This is a genomic window from Pinirhizobacter soli (assembly GCF_015905305.1).
GTDB lineage: Bacteria > Pseudomonadota > Gammaproteobacteria > Xanthomonadales > Rhodanobacteraceae > Pinirhizobacter > Pinirhizobacter soli.
In genome coordinates this window covers 202,517-220,318 of sequence record NZ_JADZLQ010000001.1, presented here as the reverse complement: position 1 = coordinate 220,318, position 17,802 = coordinate 202,517, and the positions used below count along the sequence as shown (strand labels likewise).

At 66.3% G+C, this 17,802-nt stretch carries 1 protein-coding gene (running past one end of the window); it reads left to right on the top strand.

Features of this window, described 5'->3' with window-relative positions; all coding sequences use genetic code 11:
* Positions 1-11 precede the first annotated feature (11 nt).
* Positions 12-17,802 carry the 5' portion of a non-ribosomal peptide synthetase gene (locus tag NDK18_RS00695; protein ID WP_250626789.1) on the top strand. 14,225 nt of this gene lie beyond the right edge of the window, so 17,791 of the gene's 32,016 nt are visible here — the first part of the coding sequence; it begins with the start codon at positions 12-14; its stop codon lies off the right edge, out of view.

Sequence of the window (17,802 nt, the reverse complement as noted above, 5' to 3'; positions counted from 1 at the left end):
AAGGCACGAGCATGAACGTCGGTCAGATCGAGCCGGAGAACAACCAGCCTTCCTCCTCCCGGGAGGATATGGCCATCGTCGGCATGTCGTGCCGCTTCCCCGGCGCTGAGAATTACAAGCAGTACTGGCGCAACTTAAGCGAGGGGCGGTCCAGCGTGGGCGAGGTACCGGCCAATCGCTGGGACAGGGAGGCCTTTTACTCGGCGGACGTTCGCGAACCGAACAAGTCCACCAGCAAGTGGGGTGGCTTCATCGACGGCGTGGAGTACTTCGACGCTGATTTCTTTGGGGTATCGGCGCGTGAGGCGGCGGTGATGGACCCGCAGCAGCGCATCATGCTCGAACAGGCATGGCACTGCCTGGAAGACGCAGGCTACGATCCGCGCGCATTCAGCGGCACCCGTACCGGCGTGTACATCGGCGTCTTCACCTTCGATTACCGCGATCATTTAAGCCGCGCGCTCGACGCCATCGAGGCCCATGTCTCCACTGGCACGCATACCGCGCTGATCCCCAACCGCATCTCCTATTTCCTCAACCTGCACGGCCCGAGCCTGCCGGTCGACACGGCGTGCTCGAGTTCGCTGGTAGCGCTGCACAAGGCCGCCCACGCCATTCGCCGCGGCGAATGCGAGCAAGCGCTGGTGGGTGGGGTGAGCGTGCTGTGCAGCCCCACGCATTTCATCTCGTTCTCCAAGACCGGCATGCTCTCGCCCGATGGCAGCTGCAAGACCTTCGACGAGCGTGCGAACGGCTACGTGCGCGGCGAGGGCGCCGCCATGGTGCTGGTCAAGCCCTTGGCGAAGGCCATCGCGGACAACGACCGGATCCTGGCCGTGCTGCGGGGCACAGCCATGAACCACGGTGGTCATGCGCGCACGGTCACGTACCCGGGCTCGCTCGCGCAGTCGAATGTCGTCGCCCACGCCCTGCGTGAAGCCGACGTGCCAGTGACCACGTTGAGCTATGTGGAAGCGCACGGCACCGGTACGCCCAAGGGCGACCCGATCGAGATCGAGGGCCTGAAGATGGCCTTCGCCCGCGTCGCTGCCGAGCGCGGCGAGGTGCTCGGCGAACACTCGTGCGGCATCGGCAGCGTCAAGACCAATGTTGGCCATCTCGAATCGGTGGCCGGCATGGCGGGGTTGATCAAGACCATCCTGTGCATGCAGAACGGAATGTTCCCGCCGCTGGTGCACTACCAGAAGCTCAACCCACGTATTGCGCTTGGGGATGGCCCTTTCTTCATCGTCGACCAGGCGCAGCCGTGGGTTGTCCAAACCGACGAGGACGGCCAGCTTGTTCCGCGTCGAGCGGGTATCAGTTCGTTCGGCTTCGGCGGCGTGAATTCCCATGTCGTTGTCGAGGAATACCTTGGTGGCGAGGTGACGCCTGAGCAGGCATCGCCGTCGCAAGAGCCCGTGCTGATCGTGCTTTCCGCAAAGACCACTCCGGTATTGCACGAGAACGTGCGGCAGTTGATGGGTGTGCTGGCCTCCGACGAGATCGACAACAGGCAGTTGGCCGACCTGGCGTACACGCTGCAGGTTGGGCGAGCGCCGATGGCGGCGCGCCTGGCTACCGTGGTGGACTCGATCGCGACGCTAGGTGACAGGCTGCAGGCATGGCTTGATGGCGGCGCGAGCGAGGTCTTTGCCGGCGAGCTTTCGGTTGAAGCGATCGCGTCGGCCACCGATGCGCCGCAGGCTCCGCCTGTGGTGGATGCCGCGGAGATGGCACGGCGCTGGGTGGCGGGCGAATCCTTCGACTGGGCAGCGCTATACGCGTCGACCAGGCGCCGGCGCCTGGCCTTGCCGACTTATTCCTTTGTCCGGGAAAAACACTGGGTCGAGATGAAGGCAGCGACCGGCACGCAGGCGGCGATCCATCCGCTGGCGCATCGCAATACCTCGACGGTCGCAGGGCTTCGCTTTACCAGCCGCTTCACGGGAAGGGAGGGCTTCCTTGCCGACCACGTTGTCCAGGCGCGCCGCACCCTGCCGGCCGCGGCGCAGCTGGAGATGGTTCGTTGCGCGGCGGAGCTTGCATTGGCCCAAGACGGCGCATGCCGCCTGGAGGACGTGGTGTGGTTGCGCCCGTTCGTGACGGACGACGAGCCCACTGAATGCCATGTGGCGCTGTTTCCCGAAGCCGAAGGGCGGTTCGGTTTTGAGATCTATGACGACCTGGGTAGGGGCACCGTCTATAGCCAGGGAGTGGTGGCAAGGCAGGCGTCCAGTGAAGGCGCCGTGGCCCACGACCTGGCATCCTTGCGCGAGCGCTGCGGACGCTCCCGCCACGATGCCGAGGCGTGCTACGAGCTGTTCGACCGTATCGGCCTTGCCTACGGGCCCGCTCATCGGTCGCTGGGCGAAGTCTTCGTCGGTGGATCAGAAGCCCTGGCGCGCATCATCCTGCCCGGCACGGCGAAATCGTCGCAGGGCGATTACACCCTGCATCCGAGCGTGCTCGACGCGGCGCTGCAGGCGACGATCGCCTTCCTCGCCGACGGACAATGGTCTGAAGCCAGGCTCGCGCTGCCCTTCGCGCTCGCCTCGCTCGAAGTGATGGCGCCCTGCCGCGCGGACATGTGGGCAGTGATCCGCCGCGAACCCGGCCATCGCCCAGGCGACGCGGTCAGCCGGTTCGATATCGATCTATGCGACGACAGCGGCGCTGTCTGCGCACGCCTTGGCGGCTTCTGCCTGCGCGCCGTGAGCCAGGTGGACGAAGAAGCTCCGCGGACGGCGCTACTGGTACCCGCATGGACTCCACGGTCGGCCGAGGCAGGCGCGGGTACCCATGCGCAGCATTTGGTCATGCTTTGCGTGCCGTCGCCCGACTTGGGTGCGCGCATGTCTGGCGTCACCATCATCGAGGTCGCCGAGGACGCAGACACGGCACGACGCTACGAATCCGCCGCCACGTCGCTGCTGGAAAACATCCAGGCGATGACGCGGCAACCTGGGCGGCACTTGGTGCAGCTGGTCGTACCCCAGGATGGCGAGGGGCAACTTGTGGGTGGGCTCGGCGGCTTGCTGCGTACGGCGCAGCGTGAGAACCCGCGCATCGTCGGCCAGGTGATCGAGGTGGAGACAGGGCAGGACATCGCACGTGCCATCGCCGAGAACCGCGGCAGTACCGCCTCGCGCATTCGTTACCTGAAAGGCATGCGCCATGAAGGGGGCTGGACGGAAGCCGCACCGCCCTCCATCGCCGGCTCACCCTGGAAGTCGGGCGGAACCTATCTCATCACGGGCGGCGCGGGTGGCCTTGGCAGGATCCTTGCCCGCCACATCGCTGCCGCCGCGAAGGGCGTAACGCTGATCCTTACCGGTCGCTCGCCAGTGACCGATGCATTGGCGGCGAGCTTTGCCGACATCACGGCGATGGGCGCCACCGTGCGCTACCGCCGGCTCGACGTGGGCGATCGCGAAGCGGTGCTTGCCTGCGTGCGTGAACTGCCCGAACTCAACGGCGTCATCCATGCGGCGGGCATCCTGCGCGACAGCCTGCTGCTGCGCAAGACCCGCGACGAACTGCACGAGGTGCTGCGCGCGAAGGTTTCGGGCACGCTGCATCTGGACGAGGCCAGCCGCGAGCTCAATCTCGACGTCTTCCTCTGCTTCGCCTCCACCTCCGGCGCGCTGGGCAATGTGGGCCAGGCCGATTACGCGGCGGCGAACGCCTTCATGGATGCCTTCGCTCGCCATCGTTCCGAACTCGTCGCGCGAGGATCGCGCCGCGGCCGCACGCTGTCGGTGGACTGGCCGCTGTGGGAAGAGGGTGGCATGCGCGTCGACGACGCGACCCGTGCAGATCTGGCCCGGCAAACCGGGCTGATTCCCCTGCGCACTGCCAGCGCCCTGGCCGCGCTGGAGCAGGCCCTGGCGATGGATGCCCCACAGGTGCTGGTGGCCGAGGGCGCGATAAGCCGCTTCATGACCTGGCTTGCGCAGGTACCCGCCGTACCTTCTACAACGGCGAGGGAGCCGGGCACGCCATCGACTGAGCTGCACGACAAGGCTGTGAGCTATTTCGTCCGCCTGCTGGCCGGCACGCTCAAGCGGCCGGCGGAGAGCATCGATGCACGGGCGCGCATGGAAGCCTACGGAATCGATTCGATCCTGGTGATGGAACTAACCCGTTCACTGGAACAGGTGTTCGGTCCGCTGTCCAAGACACTGCTTTTTGAATACCAGACCATCGCGGACCTCGCTGGGCATTTCCTTGGCGAACACCGTGAACGCCTGACGGAACTCCTGGGCGGCACATCGCCGGAGCCATCGGCGGCGGTCGCGCTGCCGAACGACGGCGCGACCGTGCAGGCGTTGGCGCCGCGCCGTCCCCGATTCGGCTCCTTGCAAGGCGCTGGCGATGACGCAGCACGAGCGATACCCGGCGCGCCCGCCAATGCCGTCGGCGAGATCGCCATCGTCGGCGTGGCCGGACGCTACCCGCAGGCCGCCGATCTCGAGGCGTTCTGGGCAAACTTAAGCCAGGGCAAAGACAGCATCACCGAGATTCCACCCGAGCGCTGGGACTACCGCGACTACTACGACCCGGACCGCGACGCCTTGGGCAAGACCTACGGCAAGTGGGGTGGCTTCATCGACGGCGTCGACCGCTTCGATCCGCTGTTCTTCAACATCTCCCCACGCGAGGCCGAACGGATGGACCCGCAGGAGCGCCTGTTCCTCGAATGCGTGCACGCCACGCTCGAGGACGCTGGCTACACGCGGGACAACGTGGCCGAGGATGGCAATGTCGGCGTATTCGCTGGCGTCATGTACGAGGAATACCAGCTTTATGGCGCACAGGAGCAGGCGCGCGGCAACAACCTGGCGCTTCTCAACAGCCCAGCCTCGGTTGCCAATCGCGTGTCGTATTTCTGCAACTTCAACGGCCCGAGCATGGCGCTGGACACCATGTGCTCATCGTCCCTGACAGCAATCCACCTGGCCTGCCAGGCGATCGCGCGTGGCGACTGCGCGGTAGCCCTGGCTGGCGGCGTGAATGTCTCGATCCACCCGAACAAATATCTGATGCTGGCCCAGGGCCGGTTTATCTCGGGCAAGGGTCGTTGCGAGAGTTTCGGCGAGGGTGGCGAAGGGTACGTGCCCGGCGAGGGCGTGGGCGCGGTGCTGCTGAAACCCTTGGCACAGGCCAAGGCCGATGGCGACCACATCTACGGCGTAATCCGCGCCACCGCGGTCAACCACGGCGGCAAGACCAACGGCTACACGGTGCCGAACCCGAACGCGCAGGCGAAGGTGATCGAGCGAGCACTGCGCCGCGGCGGCGTCGATGCGCGCGAGATCAGCTATATCGAGGCGCACGGCACAGGCACCAGCCTGGGTGACCCCATCGAGATCGCCGGGTTGGCCAAGGCATTCCGTCACTGGACACGCGACACGCGCTACTGCGCGATCGGCTCGGCCAAATCGAATATCGGCCATTGCGAAAGCGCGGCGGGCATCGCCGGTGTCACCAAGGTGCTGCTGCAGCTGAAGCACCGGCAGCTTGCGCCAAGCCTGCATTCGGCCGTGCTGAATCCGAATATTGATTTCGACGCCACGCCATTCGTGGTGCAGCAGGAACTAGCTCCCTGGCAGCGGCCGGTGATCGACGGTCGCGAGCGCCCACGCATCGCTGGTATCTCCTCCTTCGGCGCGGGCGGCGCGAACGCCCATGTGGTGATCGAGGAATACGTAGCGTCCGTGCCTGCGACGCAGGCGACGGGCCCGGCCCTGGTGGTGCTCTCGGCCAGGAACGAGGAGGCCCTGCGCAAGCAGGTCGAGCGCCTGCTCTGTGCCATCGAGGCGGACCCACAACTGCCACTGCACGACCTCGCGTACACGCTGCAGGTCGGCCGCGAGGCAATGGACGAGCGCCTAGGCGTGCTGGTCCACACGCTGGACGAACTACGCGCGAAACTCGCCGCCCACGTTGCCGGAGAAACGGCGGTCGAAGGTCTCTACCGCGGACAGGTACGCCGCAATAAAGAAGCGCTGTCGGCCTTCATCGGTGACGATGATGTGGATGTCGTCGTCCAGGCGTGGATCGCCCGCGGCAAGTTCGGCAAGCTGCTGGACGCATGGGCGAAGGGCCTGCCGATCGATTGGCGACGCCTGTCCGGGGATAAGCCGCTACGACGCGTCAGCCTGCCTAGCTATCCGTTCGCCGGCGAGCGGTACTGGGTCCAGACCAGCAAGGCCCGGCCCGCTGGTTCAACTCTGCACCCGCTCTTGCACCGGAACACTTCGGACCTGGAAGGGCCGCGCTTCAGCTCGCGCTTCGGCGGTGAGGAATTCTTCTTCGCCGACCATGTGGTGCGCGGTGCGCGCATGCTTCCGGGTGTCGCCCAGTTGGAACTGGCGCGACGTGCGGTTGCCGAGGTGGCGGCCGAAGGCTTCGAGCCACGCCTGAAGAACGTGTCGTGGATGCGTCCCATCGTCGCCGGACCCGATGGTGTGGCATTGCACGTCTCGCTGTATCCGGAAGCCGATGCTGCCATCGGTTTTGAGATCCATGGCGACGAAGGCGTCGCTTACGCGCAGGGTACGGCCTTCGATGGACGCGATGCAGGGGCAGCCGCCGGTCACGACCTCGCGCACCTTCGGCAGTCGTGCACATCCACCTATACCGCGGCCGAATGCTACGCGGCATTCGCGCGCATGGGCCTGCAATACGGTCCATCCTTCCAAGGGATACGCGAGCTCTTCGCTGGCACCGGGCAAGTCCTTGCACGCATCGCCGTGCCCGAAGCCGCACCGGCCGACGGCTACGAGCTGCATCCGAGCCTGCTCGATGCCGCATTCCAGGCCACACTAGGCCTGCAATTCCCGGTGGCCGCGGCGGCAGCCCCGCTGATACCGTTCGCCCTTGGCGGTTTGCGCGTCCTGCGCCCGTGCGTTGATGTTGCGTGGGCGGTGGTTCGCTACAGCGCCGGCAGCGGTGCGGATCAGGCCGTGCCGCGACTCGATGTCGATCTTTGCGACGAACAAGGCGTTGTCTGCGTGCGCCTTACCGAAGTGGCCCTGCGCCTGCTAGAGCAGGGGATCGAAAATCCCCGTGCCGGCGCAATGACCCGCACCCTGATGCTGGAACCGGCATGGACCGTGAAAGCGGCCGAAGGCCTTAGCGAGCAGCCCTTCGCCAGCCACCTGGTGATGGCGTGCGGTATCGACGCCAACGACGCGATGCGCGCGCTGCCCGGCGCGACGCTCGTCACGCCTTCCACGGAAGGCGACCTGGCGATGCGTTTCGAAGCCGCGGCCGCCATGTTGCTCGAGCGGCTCCAGGCACTGTCCAAGCAAGCTGGAACACATCGCGTGCAGGTGGTGGTGCCATCGCAGGGCCAGGACCGCACGATGGCCGGCCTCCTGGGCATGCTGCGCACGGCGCGGCTGGAAACCCCTCGCCTGGTCGGCCAACTGATTGCCCTGGAACCTGGGCAAGACGTGGCCAGGGCCCTGATCGACAACCGCGACGACGATGCGCGCCACGTGCGCTACATCGGCGGCGAGCGCCAGGTGGCGGCCTGGACCGAACGCCAGGTGTCGATGGCCGCGTCGCCTTGGAAAGACCATGGCGTCTACCTCATCACCGGCGGTGCAGGCGGCCTGGGTTCGATCTTCGCCGAGGCGATCGCTCGTGAAGTCCGCAACCCGGTGCTGGTGCTGACCGGCCGCTCGGCGCCTGACGAACGCATCCTGGCAACCATCCACAGTCTGGAAGCGCTCGGCGCGATAGTGCGCTATCACGCCATCGATGTCGCCGATGCGGCTGCGCTAACCGCGCTGGTGAAGGACATCCCGGAGGAGTTCGAAAGCCTCGATGGCGTCGTCCATGCCGCCGGCGTGCTGCGCGACGGCTACCTGGCCGGGAAGACCCGCCAACACCTGCGCGAGGTATTCGCCGCCAAGGTGGCAGGTACCGTGAACCTCGACGAAGCCACCGGCGATATGCCGCTGGATTGCTTCGTCTGCTTCTCGTCGATCGCCGGCGCGGCCGGCAACGTGGGGCAGGCGGACTACGCCACGGCCAACGCCTTCATGGACGCCTTCGCGCACGAGCGCGCCGCACGCGTGGTGCGAGGCGAGCGCCATGGCCGCTCGCTGTCGGTGAACTGGCCGCTGTGGGAAGACGGCGGCATGCACGCCGACGAGGCCACGCGCGCCATGCTGGCCCGGCAGTGGGGTATGCACGCGATGAGTAAAGCCAGCGGCCTGGACGCCCTGGGCCGCGCGCTGGCGACCGATCTGAGCCAGGCGTTGGTGATCGAAGGCGATCCCGCGCGCATCCGCGAAGTGTTCCTGGATGGATCGCGCGCCGCAGCTCTATCGGAACCACGTCCCGTGGAATCGCGCGCTGTGGCGGCGGTATCCAGCCAAGCCGTTTCGTCCACGCATGATCTGCGCGAAACACTCAAGCGTGCGCTGATGACCCTGGTCTCCTCACTGATCAAGGTGAAGCCGGAAGACCTCGATGGCGATACCTCGCTCAACGAGTACGGTTTCGATTCGATCTCATTGACCGGCTTTGCCAATGCACTGAACCGGCAGTACGCCCTCGACCTGATGCCGACGCTATTCTTCGAATACCCGACGCTGGATGGGCTTGCCGGGTACCTGGAGCGAGAGCATCGCGACGTATTGGCGCCGCACTTCGCCGCGCCGGCGGCCGCTGTGGTGGTGCCCGTCCCGACGGTGGTGGTGGGAGCACCCATCCGTGACACCAACCCCAGCCGCGCGCGCCGCGGTTTCGCTGCCACGGTCGCGGCGGCGCCGCAGGCGGTAAAGACCCCGGTGGCGATCATCGGCATCAGTGGCCGCTTCCCGATGGCCCAGGACATCGACGCGTTCTGGCGCAACCTCGCCGAGGGGCGCGACTGCATCCGCGAGATGCCAGAGGCCCGCGCGGACTGGCTAGCCTGGCATGGCGAACGCGCGCCGGAAAGCAGCGCTGGCAACGCGGTGCGTGGCGGCTTCATCGATGGCGTGGACGAGTTCGATCCGGCCTTCTTCGGCATCTCGCCGAGGGAAGCTGAGCTCATGGATCCGCAGCAGCGGCTGATGATGATCCACGTGTGGAAGGCGTTGGAAGACGCCGGCTACGCCGCTTCGTCACTGGCGGGCAGCGACCTGGGCCTCTACGTGGGCACCATGCCCAGCGGCTACGCCACGCTGGCCAGCCGCGTCGGCGCCGCGATCGAAGGGTATTCATCCACCGGTACGGTGGCCTCGGTCGGCCCCAACCGGATGAGCTATTTCCTGGGCGTGCACGGGCCGAGCGAGCCTGTGGAAACCGCGTGTTCCAGTTCGCTCGTCGCGCTGCGCCGCGCGGTGCTCGCCATCGAGCGCGGCGATTGCGCCATGGCCATCGCTGGCGGCGTGAACACGATCGTCAATCCCGAATTGCACATCAGCTTCGAGCGAGCTGGGATGCTCAGCGAGGATGCGCGCTGCAAGACCTTCTCCGCCGCCGCCAACGGCTACGTGCGCGGCGAAGGCGTGGCGATGCTCGTGCTAAAGAAGCTCAGCGATGCCGAGCGCGACGGCGACCATATCTACGGCCTGGTGCTCGGCACCGCGGAGAACCACGGCGGGCGCGCCAACTCCCTCACGGCGCCCAATCCGGCGGCGCAGGCGGCCGTGATCCGGCGGGCGCACCAGGAGGCTGGCATCGATCCGCGCACGGTGACCTACATCGAGGCACACGGCACCGGCACGCCACTGGGCGATCCGGTGGAGGTGAACGGGTTGAGGGCCGCGTTTGCGGATCTTTACGCCGCGACCGAAGGCGGCGATGTCGCCGGCGCGCACTGCGCGCTCGGTTCGGTGAAGACCAATATCGGCCATCTAGAACTTGCGGCCGGTGTGGCGGGCGTGGTGAAGGTACTGTTGCAGATGAAGCACCGCACGCTGGCCAAGAGCCTGCATGCGGAGGTACTCAATCCCTATATCGATCTCACGGGTAGTCCCTTCCGGGTAGCGAGTGAAGCCTCCGATTGGACGGCGCTGCGCGATGCGCAAGGGCGTCCGGTGCCGCGGCGCGCGGGTGTGAGCTCGTTCGGCTTCGGCGGCGTCAACGCGCACGTCGTGCTGGAAGAGTACGTTGCACCGATGTCGGACATGATGGCCGCGGACGCTCCGGTGGCCGTGCTGTTATCCGCCCGCGATAGCGAACGGCTGCGCGAGCAGGTACGGCAGCTCGCCGATTTCGCCGCCTCGTCGGAGTCCCGGGCCAACGTCGCACTGGCGGATCTGGGTTACACCTTGCAAAGCGGCCGCGAGCCGATGGAGGAGCGCCTCGGCCTCGTCGTCACCTCGCTGGACGACCTGCACGACAAGCTGACGCACTTCCTGGACGGCAGCGGCGACGCGCATCGCGGCCGGGCCGATAAAACGTTAGGCGGCATGGATGAAGCCATCCAGACGTTGATCGCGCAGGGCAAGCTGGATGCACTGGTGGAGCTATGGGTACAGGGCCACGCGATCGAGTGGCACAGCCTGCATGCAGGCCGCGCACCGCGCCGCATCAGCCTGCCGACGTATCCGTTCGCCACGGAGCGGTACTGGATATCGGCAGCCGCGGTGCCGAAGGCAAGCCTGGCCATGCTGCATCCGCTAGTTCAGCGCAATACCTCCACGCTGGCCGGGCCGCGCTTCAGCAGCCACTTCGATGGGAACGAAAGGGTGCTTGCCGATCATCGCGTCGGTGGGCGTGCGGTGCTGCCTGGTGTCGCGCAGCTGGAAATGGCTCGTGCTGCAGTGGCCATGGCACTGGAATCCGACGATGTCCTGCACTTCAAGGACATCGCATGGATGCGGCCGGTGATCGCCGGCGAAGAAGGCGTGGCACTGCAGATTTCGCTCTATCCGCAGGACAACGGCGATGTCGCCTATGAACTGCATGCCGATGACGGCCCGGCCCATGGTCAGGGCACGGTTACTTCGGTGGCCAGCGGCGGGGCGCCATCTCCCTGGGACATCGCTGCCCTGCAAGGGCAATGTGTTTTATATCAACTAGATATCGCAGACTTCTACACCATATTCGAGGCTATGGGTCTTGGCTATGGCGAAGGCTTCCGGGGCCTGGTCGAGGTATTCACCGGTGATGGCGTCGTGCTTGCCCGCGTGACGCTGCCCGAACCCTGGCGGGTCAACGGGACTACCTATGCACTGCCGCCGGGCCTGCTCGATGCAGCCTTGCAGGCCTCCATCGGTCTGTTTATCGGCGCCGATGGTGCTACGCCGCCGTTGATGCTGCCGGTATCGCTGGACGCACTCGATGTGCTGGGCCCCTGCGCGGACGCGACGTGGGCCGTGGTGCGCCAGGGCGATGCGCCTGGTGTGGTGGATATCGATCTGTGCGACGAACATGGCACGCCGTGCCTGCGCTTCCGCAAGCTGAAGTTCCACAGGGCAGAGCTGGCGTCCGGGGAAAACGTGGTGGTTGCCGCACCGGCAGCGATTGCGCTGGCGAACGTGGCGCCTATCGTGGCCATGGCGGGTGCAGATGAAGACGACGACGCTTTCCTGGAGAGAGCTGCTCGCCACTTCGAACGCTTCCTGTCGTCGGCGCTGAAGCTGCCACTGCACCGGATCGACCGCAAGGCCCGCATGGAGACCTACGGCATCGACTCGCTGATGGTGCTGGACCTCACGCGCTCCCTGGAAAAGACTTTCGGCCCGCTGCCGAAGACGTTGTTCTTCGAATACCAGACGCTGGCGGCGCTGGCCGGGTACTTCGTCCGACAGCATCGCGAAGCACTGGCGGGCCTGCTGGGCGAGCGGCGGAGCGTGGCTTCGGTGGTATCCGCACCGATGGCAACCAAATCGATCACGCCGGCACCAGTGCGCCGGGCAGGTTACGGCCTGCGCCACCATGCGGAGAGGGCAGGCGACGAAGAAGTCGGTGCCATCGCCATCGTCGGCGTGGCCGGGCGCTACCCTCAGGCCGCGGACCTCGAAGCGTTCTGGGCAAACTTAAGCCAGGGCAGGGACAGCATCACCGAGATCCCCGCGGACCGCTGGGATCATGCGCTTTACTTCGACGAGGACCGCAACGCCCCGGGCAAGACCTACGGCAAGTGGGGCGGCTTCATCGACGGCGTCGATCGCTTCGATCCGCTGTTCTTCAATATCTCCCCGCGCGAAGCGGAGCTGATGGACCCGCAGGAGCGCCTGTTCCTCGAATGCGTGCACGCCACGCTCGAGGACGCAGGCTATACGCGCGACAACGTGGCCGAGCGCGGCAACGTCGGCGTATTCGCCGGCGTCATGTACGAGGAATACCAGCTCTACGGCGCGCAGGAGCAGGTGCGCGGCAAGCCGCTGGCGGTGTCGGGCCATCCAGCATCCATCGCCAACCGCGTCTCGTATTTCTGCAACTTCAACGGCCCGAGCATGGCCTTGGACACCATGTGCTCGTCGTCGCTGACGGCGATCCACCTGGCCTGCCAGGCCATCGCGCGTGGCGACTGTGCCGTAGCCCTGGCCGGTGGCGTGAATGTCTCGATCCACCCGAACAAATACCTCACGCTGGGGCAGGGCCGGTTTATCTCGGGTAAGGGTCGCTGCGAGAGCTTCGGTGAGGGTGGCGAAGGCTACGTGCCCGGCGAGGGCGTGGGCGCGGTGCTGCTGAAGCCCCTGGCGCAGGCCAAGGCCGATGGCGACCACATCTACGGCGTGATCCGCGCTACCTCGGTCAACCACGGCGGCAAGACCAATGGCTACACGGTGCCCAATCCCAACGCGCAGGCGGAGGTGATCGAGCGAGCGCTGCGCCGCGGTGGTGTCGATGCGCGCGAGATCAGCTACATCGAGGCGCACGGCACAGGCACCAGCCTGGGCGATCCCATCGAGATCGCCGGCCTGTCGAAAGCCTTCGCGCATTGGACGGCCGACACCGGCTATTGCGCCATCGGCTCGGCGAAATCAAATATCGGCCATTGCGAAAGCGCTGCGGGCATCGCCGGTGTCACCAAGGTGCTGCTGCAGCTGAAGCACCGGCAGTTGGCTCCCAGCCTGCATTCGGCCGTATTGAACCCGAATATCGATTTCGACGCCACGCCATTCGTGGTGCAGCAGGAACTCACCCCGTGGTCGCGGCCAGTGATCGACGGTCGCGAGCGGCCGCGCATCGCCGGCATCTCCTCCTTCGGCGCGGGTGGCGCGAATGCCCATGTAGTGATCGAGGAATACGCAGAAGACGCCTCGGTCGATGCGCACGACGGCAAACCCGAGATCGTACCGCTGTCGGCACGCGACGAAGAGCGCCTGCGCGAACAGGCGCAGCGTCTACTCGCCGCCATCGACGCCGATCCGCGGTTTCCGCTGCACGACCTGGCCTACACACTGCAGGTCGGCCGCGAGGCCATGGACGAACGCCTGGTGCTGCTGGTGCATTCGCTGGACGAGTTGCAGGAGAAGCTCGCGGCCTGGCTCGCCGGCGAGAACACCATCGACGAGCTCTACCAGGGGCAGGCCAAGCGCAACCGCGACGCCCTGGCCGAACTGACCGACGATGACGACATGGACGGCGCAATACGCGCGTGGCTGGCCAAGGGCAAGCACGGCAAGCTGCTCGCTCTGTGGGCGAAGGGGCTGGCATTCGATTGGCGGAGTCTTCATGCCGACCGGCATCCGCGCCGCGTGAGCCTGCCAACCTATCCGTTCGCCCGCGAGCGCTACTGGCTGCCGCTGGAGGCGGCACCGTTGGCGCAAGGACTGCCCGCCACGCTGCATCCGTTGCTGCACCGGAATACCTCGACGTTCGCCTTGCAGCGCTTCAGCTCGCACTTCACCGGTCGCGAGTCCTTCCTCGCCGACCATGTGGTGCGCGGCAGCCGCGTGCTACCTGGCGTCGCACAGCTTGAGATGATTCACCAGGCTGTCCGCGAAGCGCTCGGTGGCGAGGAACGCTTGCGGTTGGTGGACGTGGTCTGGCAGCGGCCGATGGTCGTGGCTGCGGAGGGCCTGGACGTGCAGGCCGGCCTGCTGCCGCAGGACGATGGCGTGATCCGCTTCGAGATCTCCGGTGACGATGTGGTCTGCACCGTGGGGGCGGTTGCCATGGTCGCGGAAGGTGGGCCGATCGCAGCCCATGACATCGGTGGCTTGCGGCAGGCATGCGCGGTGTCGCATCTGGATGCCATGCAATGCCGCGAATCGTTCGAGCGCATGGGGCTGGCCTATGGTCCTTCCTTCCATGGCCTGGCGGAAATTTTCGTGGGAGCAGGGCAGGCCCTGGCCCGCATCGCGTTGCCTGCCGGCGTAAGCCTGGAAGGTTTCGCCTTGCATCCGAGCCTGCTGGACGCTGCGCTGCAGGCGACCGTCGGCCTGGCCTCTCCCGATGGCGGAACGCTGTGGTTACCTGCGTCGCTTGTCTCAATGGACATCCACGCCGCATGTGCCGAGCGCATGTGGGCAGTGGTGACGCGGCGTGACGACAGCGATGCGGACCGCCAGACGTTCGATATCGACCTGTGCGACGAGGCGGGCAGCCTCTGCCTCCGCTTCGGCGGATTGGTCCTGCGTCCGGCACCCTCGATGCAGGCAGCGACGCATGTGCTGTTGGCGACACCCGCATGGACCGCGCAGAAAGCGGCTCCCAGCACGACGGCCAGCACCTTCGTCAATCACGCCGTGCTTCTAGCCGGCCTCTCTCCAGCGGAAGTCGCCAGCGTCCGCGCCACCTTCACCGGCGCGACAACCATCGACGTCGCAGACGATCTGGCGCAAGCGTACGAAGCGGCCGCTGCCGCCCTGCTGGACACGCTGCGTTCGTGGGCCACGGAAGCCGCGCCCTGCCTGGTGCAGGTGGTGGTGCCGGCGCAAGGCGCATCCCAGGTATTGGCAGGATTGGAAGGTATGCTGCGTACGGCACAGCTGGAGAACCCGGCCATCCATGGCCAGGTGATCCGCATCGGGCAGGGGCAGGACGCGGCGCAAGCGCTGGCGGAGAATATCGGCGACGACGCCACGTCGATTCGCCATGTGGATGGCGTGCGCGAAACGGCCGGCTGGCTGGAAGCGCCACCGGTGGCATATGCCGCATCGCCCTGGAAGGCGGGCGGCACCTACCTCATCACCGGCGGCGCTGGCGGCCTCGGGCTGGTGTTCGCCCGCGATATCGCACGGCAGGCCACGGGTGCCACCCTGGTGCTGACAGGCCGCTCACCGCTGAACGGCCAGATACAAGCCGCCCTCGACGAACTTGCCGCGCTGGGCGCGACAGCGCGCTATCGCCAGCTCGACGTCGGCGATCGCGAAGCCGTGCTTGCCTGTGTGAGCGAGACCGCCGACGCTAATGGCCTGGATGGCATCGTGCACAGCGCCGGCGTGCTGCGCGACGGCTTTATCCTGCGCAAGACGCGCGAGGATCTGCGCGACGTGCTTCGCGCGAAGGTCGCCGGCACCCTGTACCTCGACGAGGCCAGCCGCGATCTCGCGCTCGACGCCTTTATCGTGTTCTCGTCCCTCGCCGGCGCCATCGGCAATGTGGGCCAGGCCGACTACGCGGCGGCGAACGCCTTCATGGATGCGTTCGCCCATCAACGCGATGCGCTGGTCGCTCAGGGGCAGCGCCAGGGCCGCACACTGGCCGTGAACTGGCCCCTGTGGGATCACGGCGGCATGCGCGTGGATGCTGCCACGCGGCAGCGCCTGCTGCGGGACCGGGGCATGGCGCCCCTGGGGACCATCGAGGGTTGCGATGCGTTGACGCGCGCATGGTCGCTGGGCTCGCCACAGGTGCTCGTTGCCGCGGGCGATCTGGTGCGGTTGCGCAAGGACATCCTGGGCGAGCCGGCCGACCGCATGGAACACGCTGGGCTTCGTGCCGCTACGCCTGTGCCGGAACGCACGGCGGCCCCTGTTGAAACGGCGGCGGACGATCTGCGCGAACGTACCGTGCGCCATCTGGTGCGCATGCTGTCGACCACGCTGAAACTCCCGCCGCAACGCATCGACGCCGAGGCCAGGCTTGAGACCTACGGCATCGACTCGGTGATGACGCTGGATATGACCGCGAGGCTGGAGCAAGCCTTTGGCCCGCTACCGAAGACGCTGTTCTTCGAATACCAGTCGATCGCCGCGCTGGCGGAATACTTCCTGCAACATCACCACGCGGCGCTGGCTGGCCTGGTCGGCCAGGGCGCCGACCTGAGGAAACGGGGTCAGAGTAATAACCCTGACCCCATATCGGCTGACCCTCAACCGGCGTCCGTGCCTAGTGCGACGAGCCACCTCCGCTCGCGCTTCGCCACCCGTGCCCAGGCACACGAAGACGGCATCGCCATCATCGGCGTCGCCGGCCGTTATCCGCAGGCGCGCAACCTCGAAGAGTTCTGGGCCAACCTCAGCCAGGGCCGGGACAGCATCACCGAGATCCCGAGCGACCGCTGGGATCACAGCCTCTACTTCGATGCCGACCGCAACGCGCCGGGCAAGACCTACGGCAAATGGGGCGGCTTTATCGATGGCGTCGACCGCTTCGATGCGCGTTTCTTCAATATCTCGCCGCGCGAAGCCGAGTTGATGGACCCGCAGGAGCGCCTGTTCCTTGAGTGTGTGCACGCCACGCTTGAAGACGCGGGCTACACACGACAGAACGTGACCGAGGACGGCGATGTCGGCGTGTTCGCCGGCGTGATGTACGAGGAGTACCAGCTCTACGGCGCGCAGGAACAGGCGCACGGCCGCTTCGTCGCCGCGCCGGGAAGCCCGGCATCGATAGCGAACCGGATATCCTATTACTGCGACTTCCATGGCCCCAGCCTTGCGCTGGACACCATGTGCTCGTCGTCGCTCACGGCGATCCACCTGGCCTGCGAGAGCCTGGCCCGCGGCGGTTGCGCCGTGGCGATCGCCGGTGGCGTGAACGTGTCGATCCACCCGAACAAGTACCTCGTGCTCGCCCAGGGCAAGTTCATTTCCGCCAAGGGTCGCTGCGAGAGCTTCGGCGAGGGTGGCGAAGGCTACGTGCCGGGCGAGGGCGTGGGTGCGGTGCTGCTGAAGCCGCTGGCACAAGCCAAGGCCGATGGCGACCATATCTACGGTGTGATCCGCGCCACGGCGGTCAATCACGGTGGCAAGACCAACGGTTACACCGTGCCGAATCCGAATGCGCAAGCGAAGGTGATCGAACGCGCACTGCGTGCGGGTGGTGTCGATGCCCGCAAGATCAGCTATATCGAGGCCCACGGCACGGGTACCAGTTTGGGAGATCCGATCGAGATCGCAGGCCTGTCGAAGGCCTTTGGCCAATGGACCCAGGACACCGCCTACTGCGCTATCGGATCGGCGAAGTCGAATATCGGCCATTGCGAAAGCGCCGCCGGCATCGCTGGACTCACCAAAGTGCTGCTGCAGCTGACGCACCGTCAGTTGGCGCCAAGCCTGCATTCGACTGTGTTGAATCCGAATATAGATTTCGCCGCCACGCCGTTCGTGGTGCAGCAGCAGCTCGCTCCTTGGCAGCGGCCGGTGATCGACGGACGCGAATATCCGCGTATCGCGGGTATTTCGTCCTTCGGCGCGGGCGGGGCGAATGCCCACGTGGTGGTCGAGGAATATGCCGCGCCCGCCATGGCACGCCCGGCGGCTGGTCCAACGATGGTGCTGCTGTCCGCCCGCGACGAAGAGCGTCTGCGCGAAAGGGGTCACGAATTGCTCGCCGTTCTCGCGACGCCGGAGCTCGAACTGGCGGATCTGGCTTACACCCTGCAGGTCGGCCGCGAAGCCATGGACGAACGCCTGGGATTGCTCGTGCATTCGCTGGAGGACCTCCGCG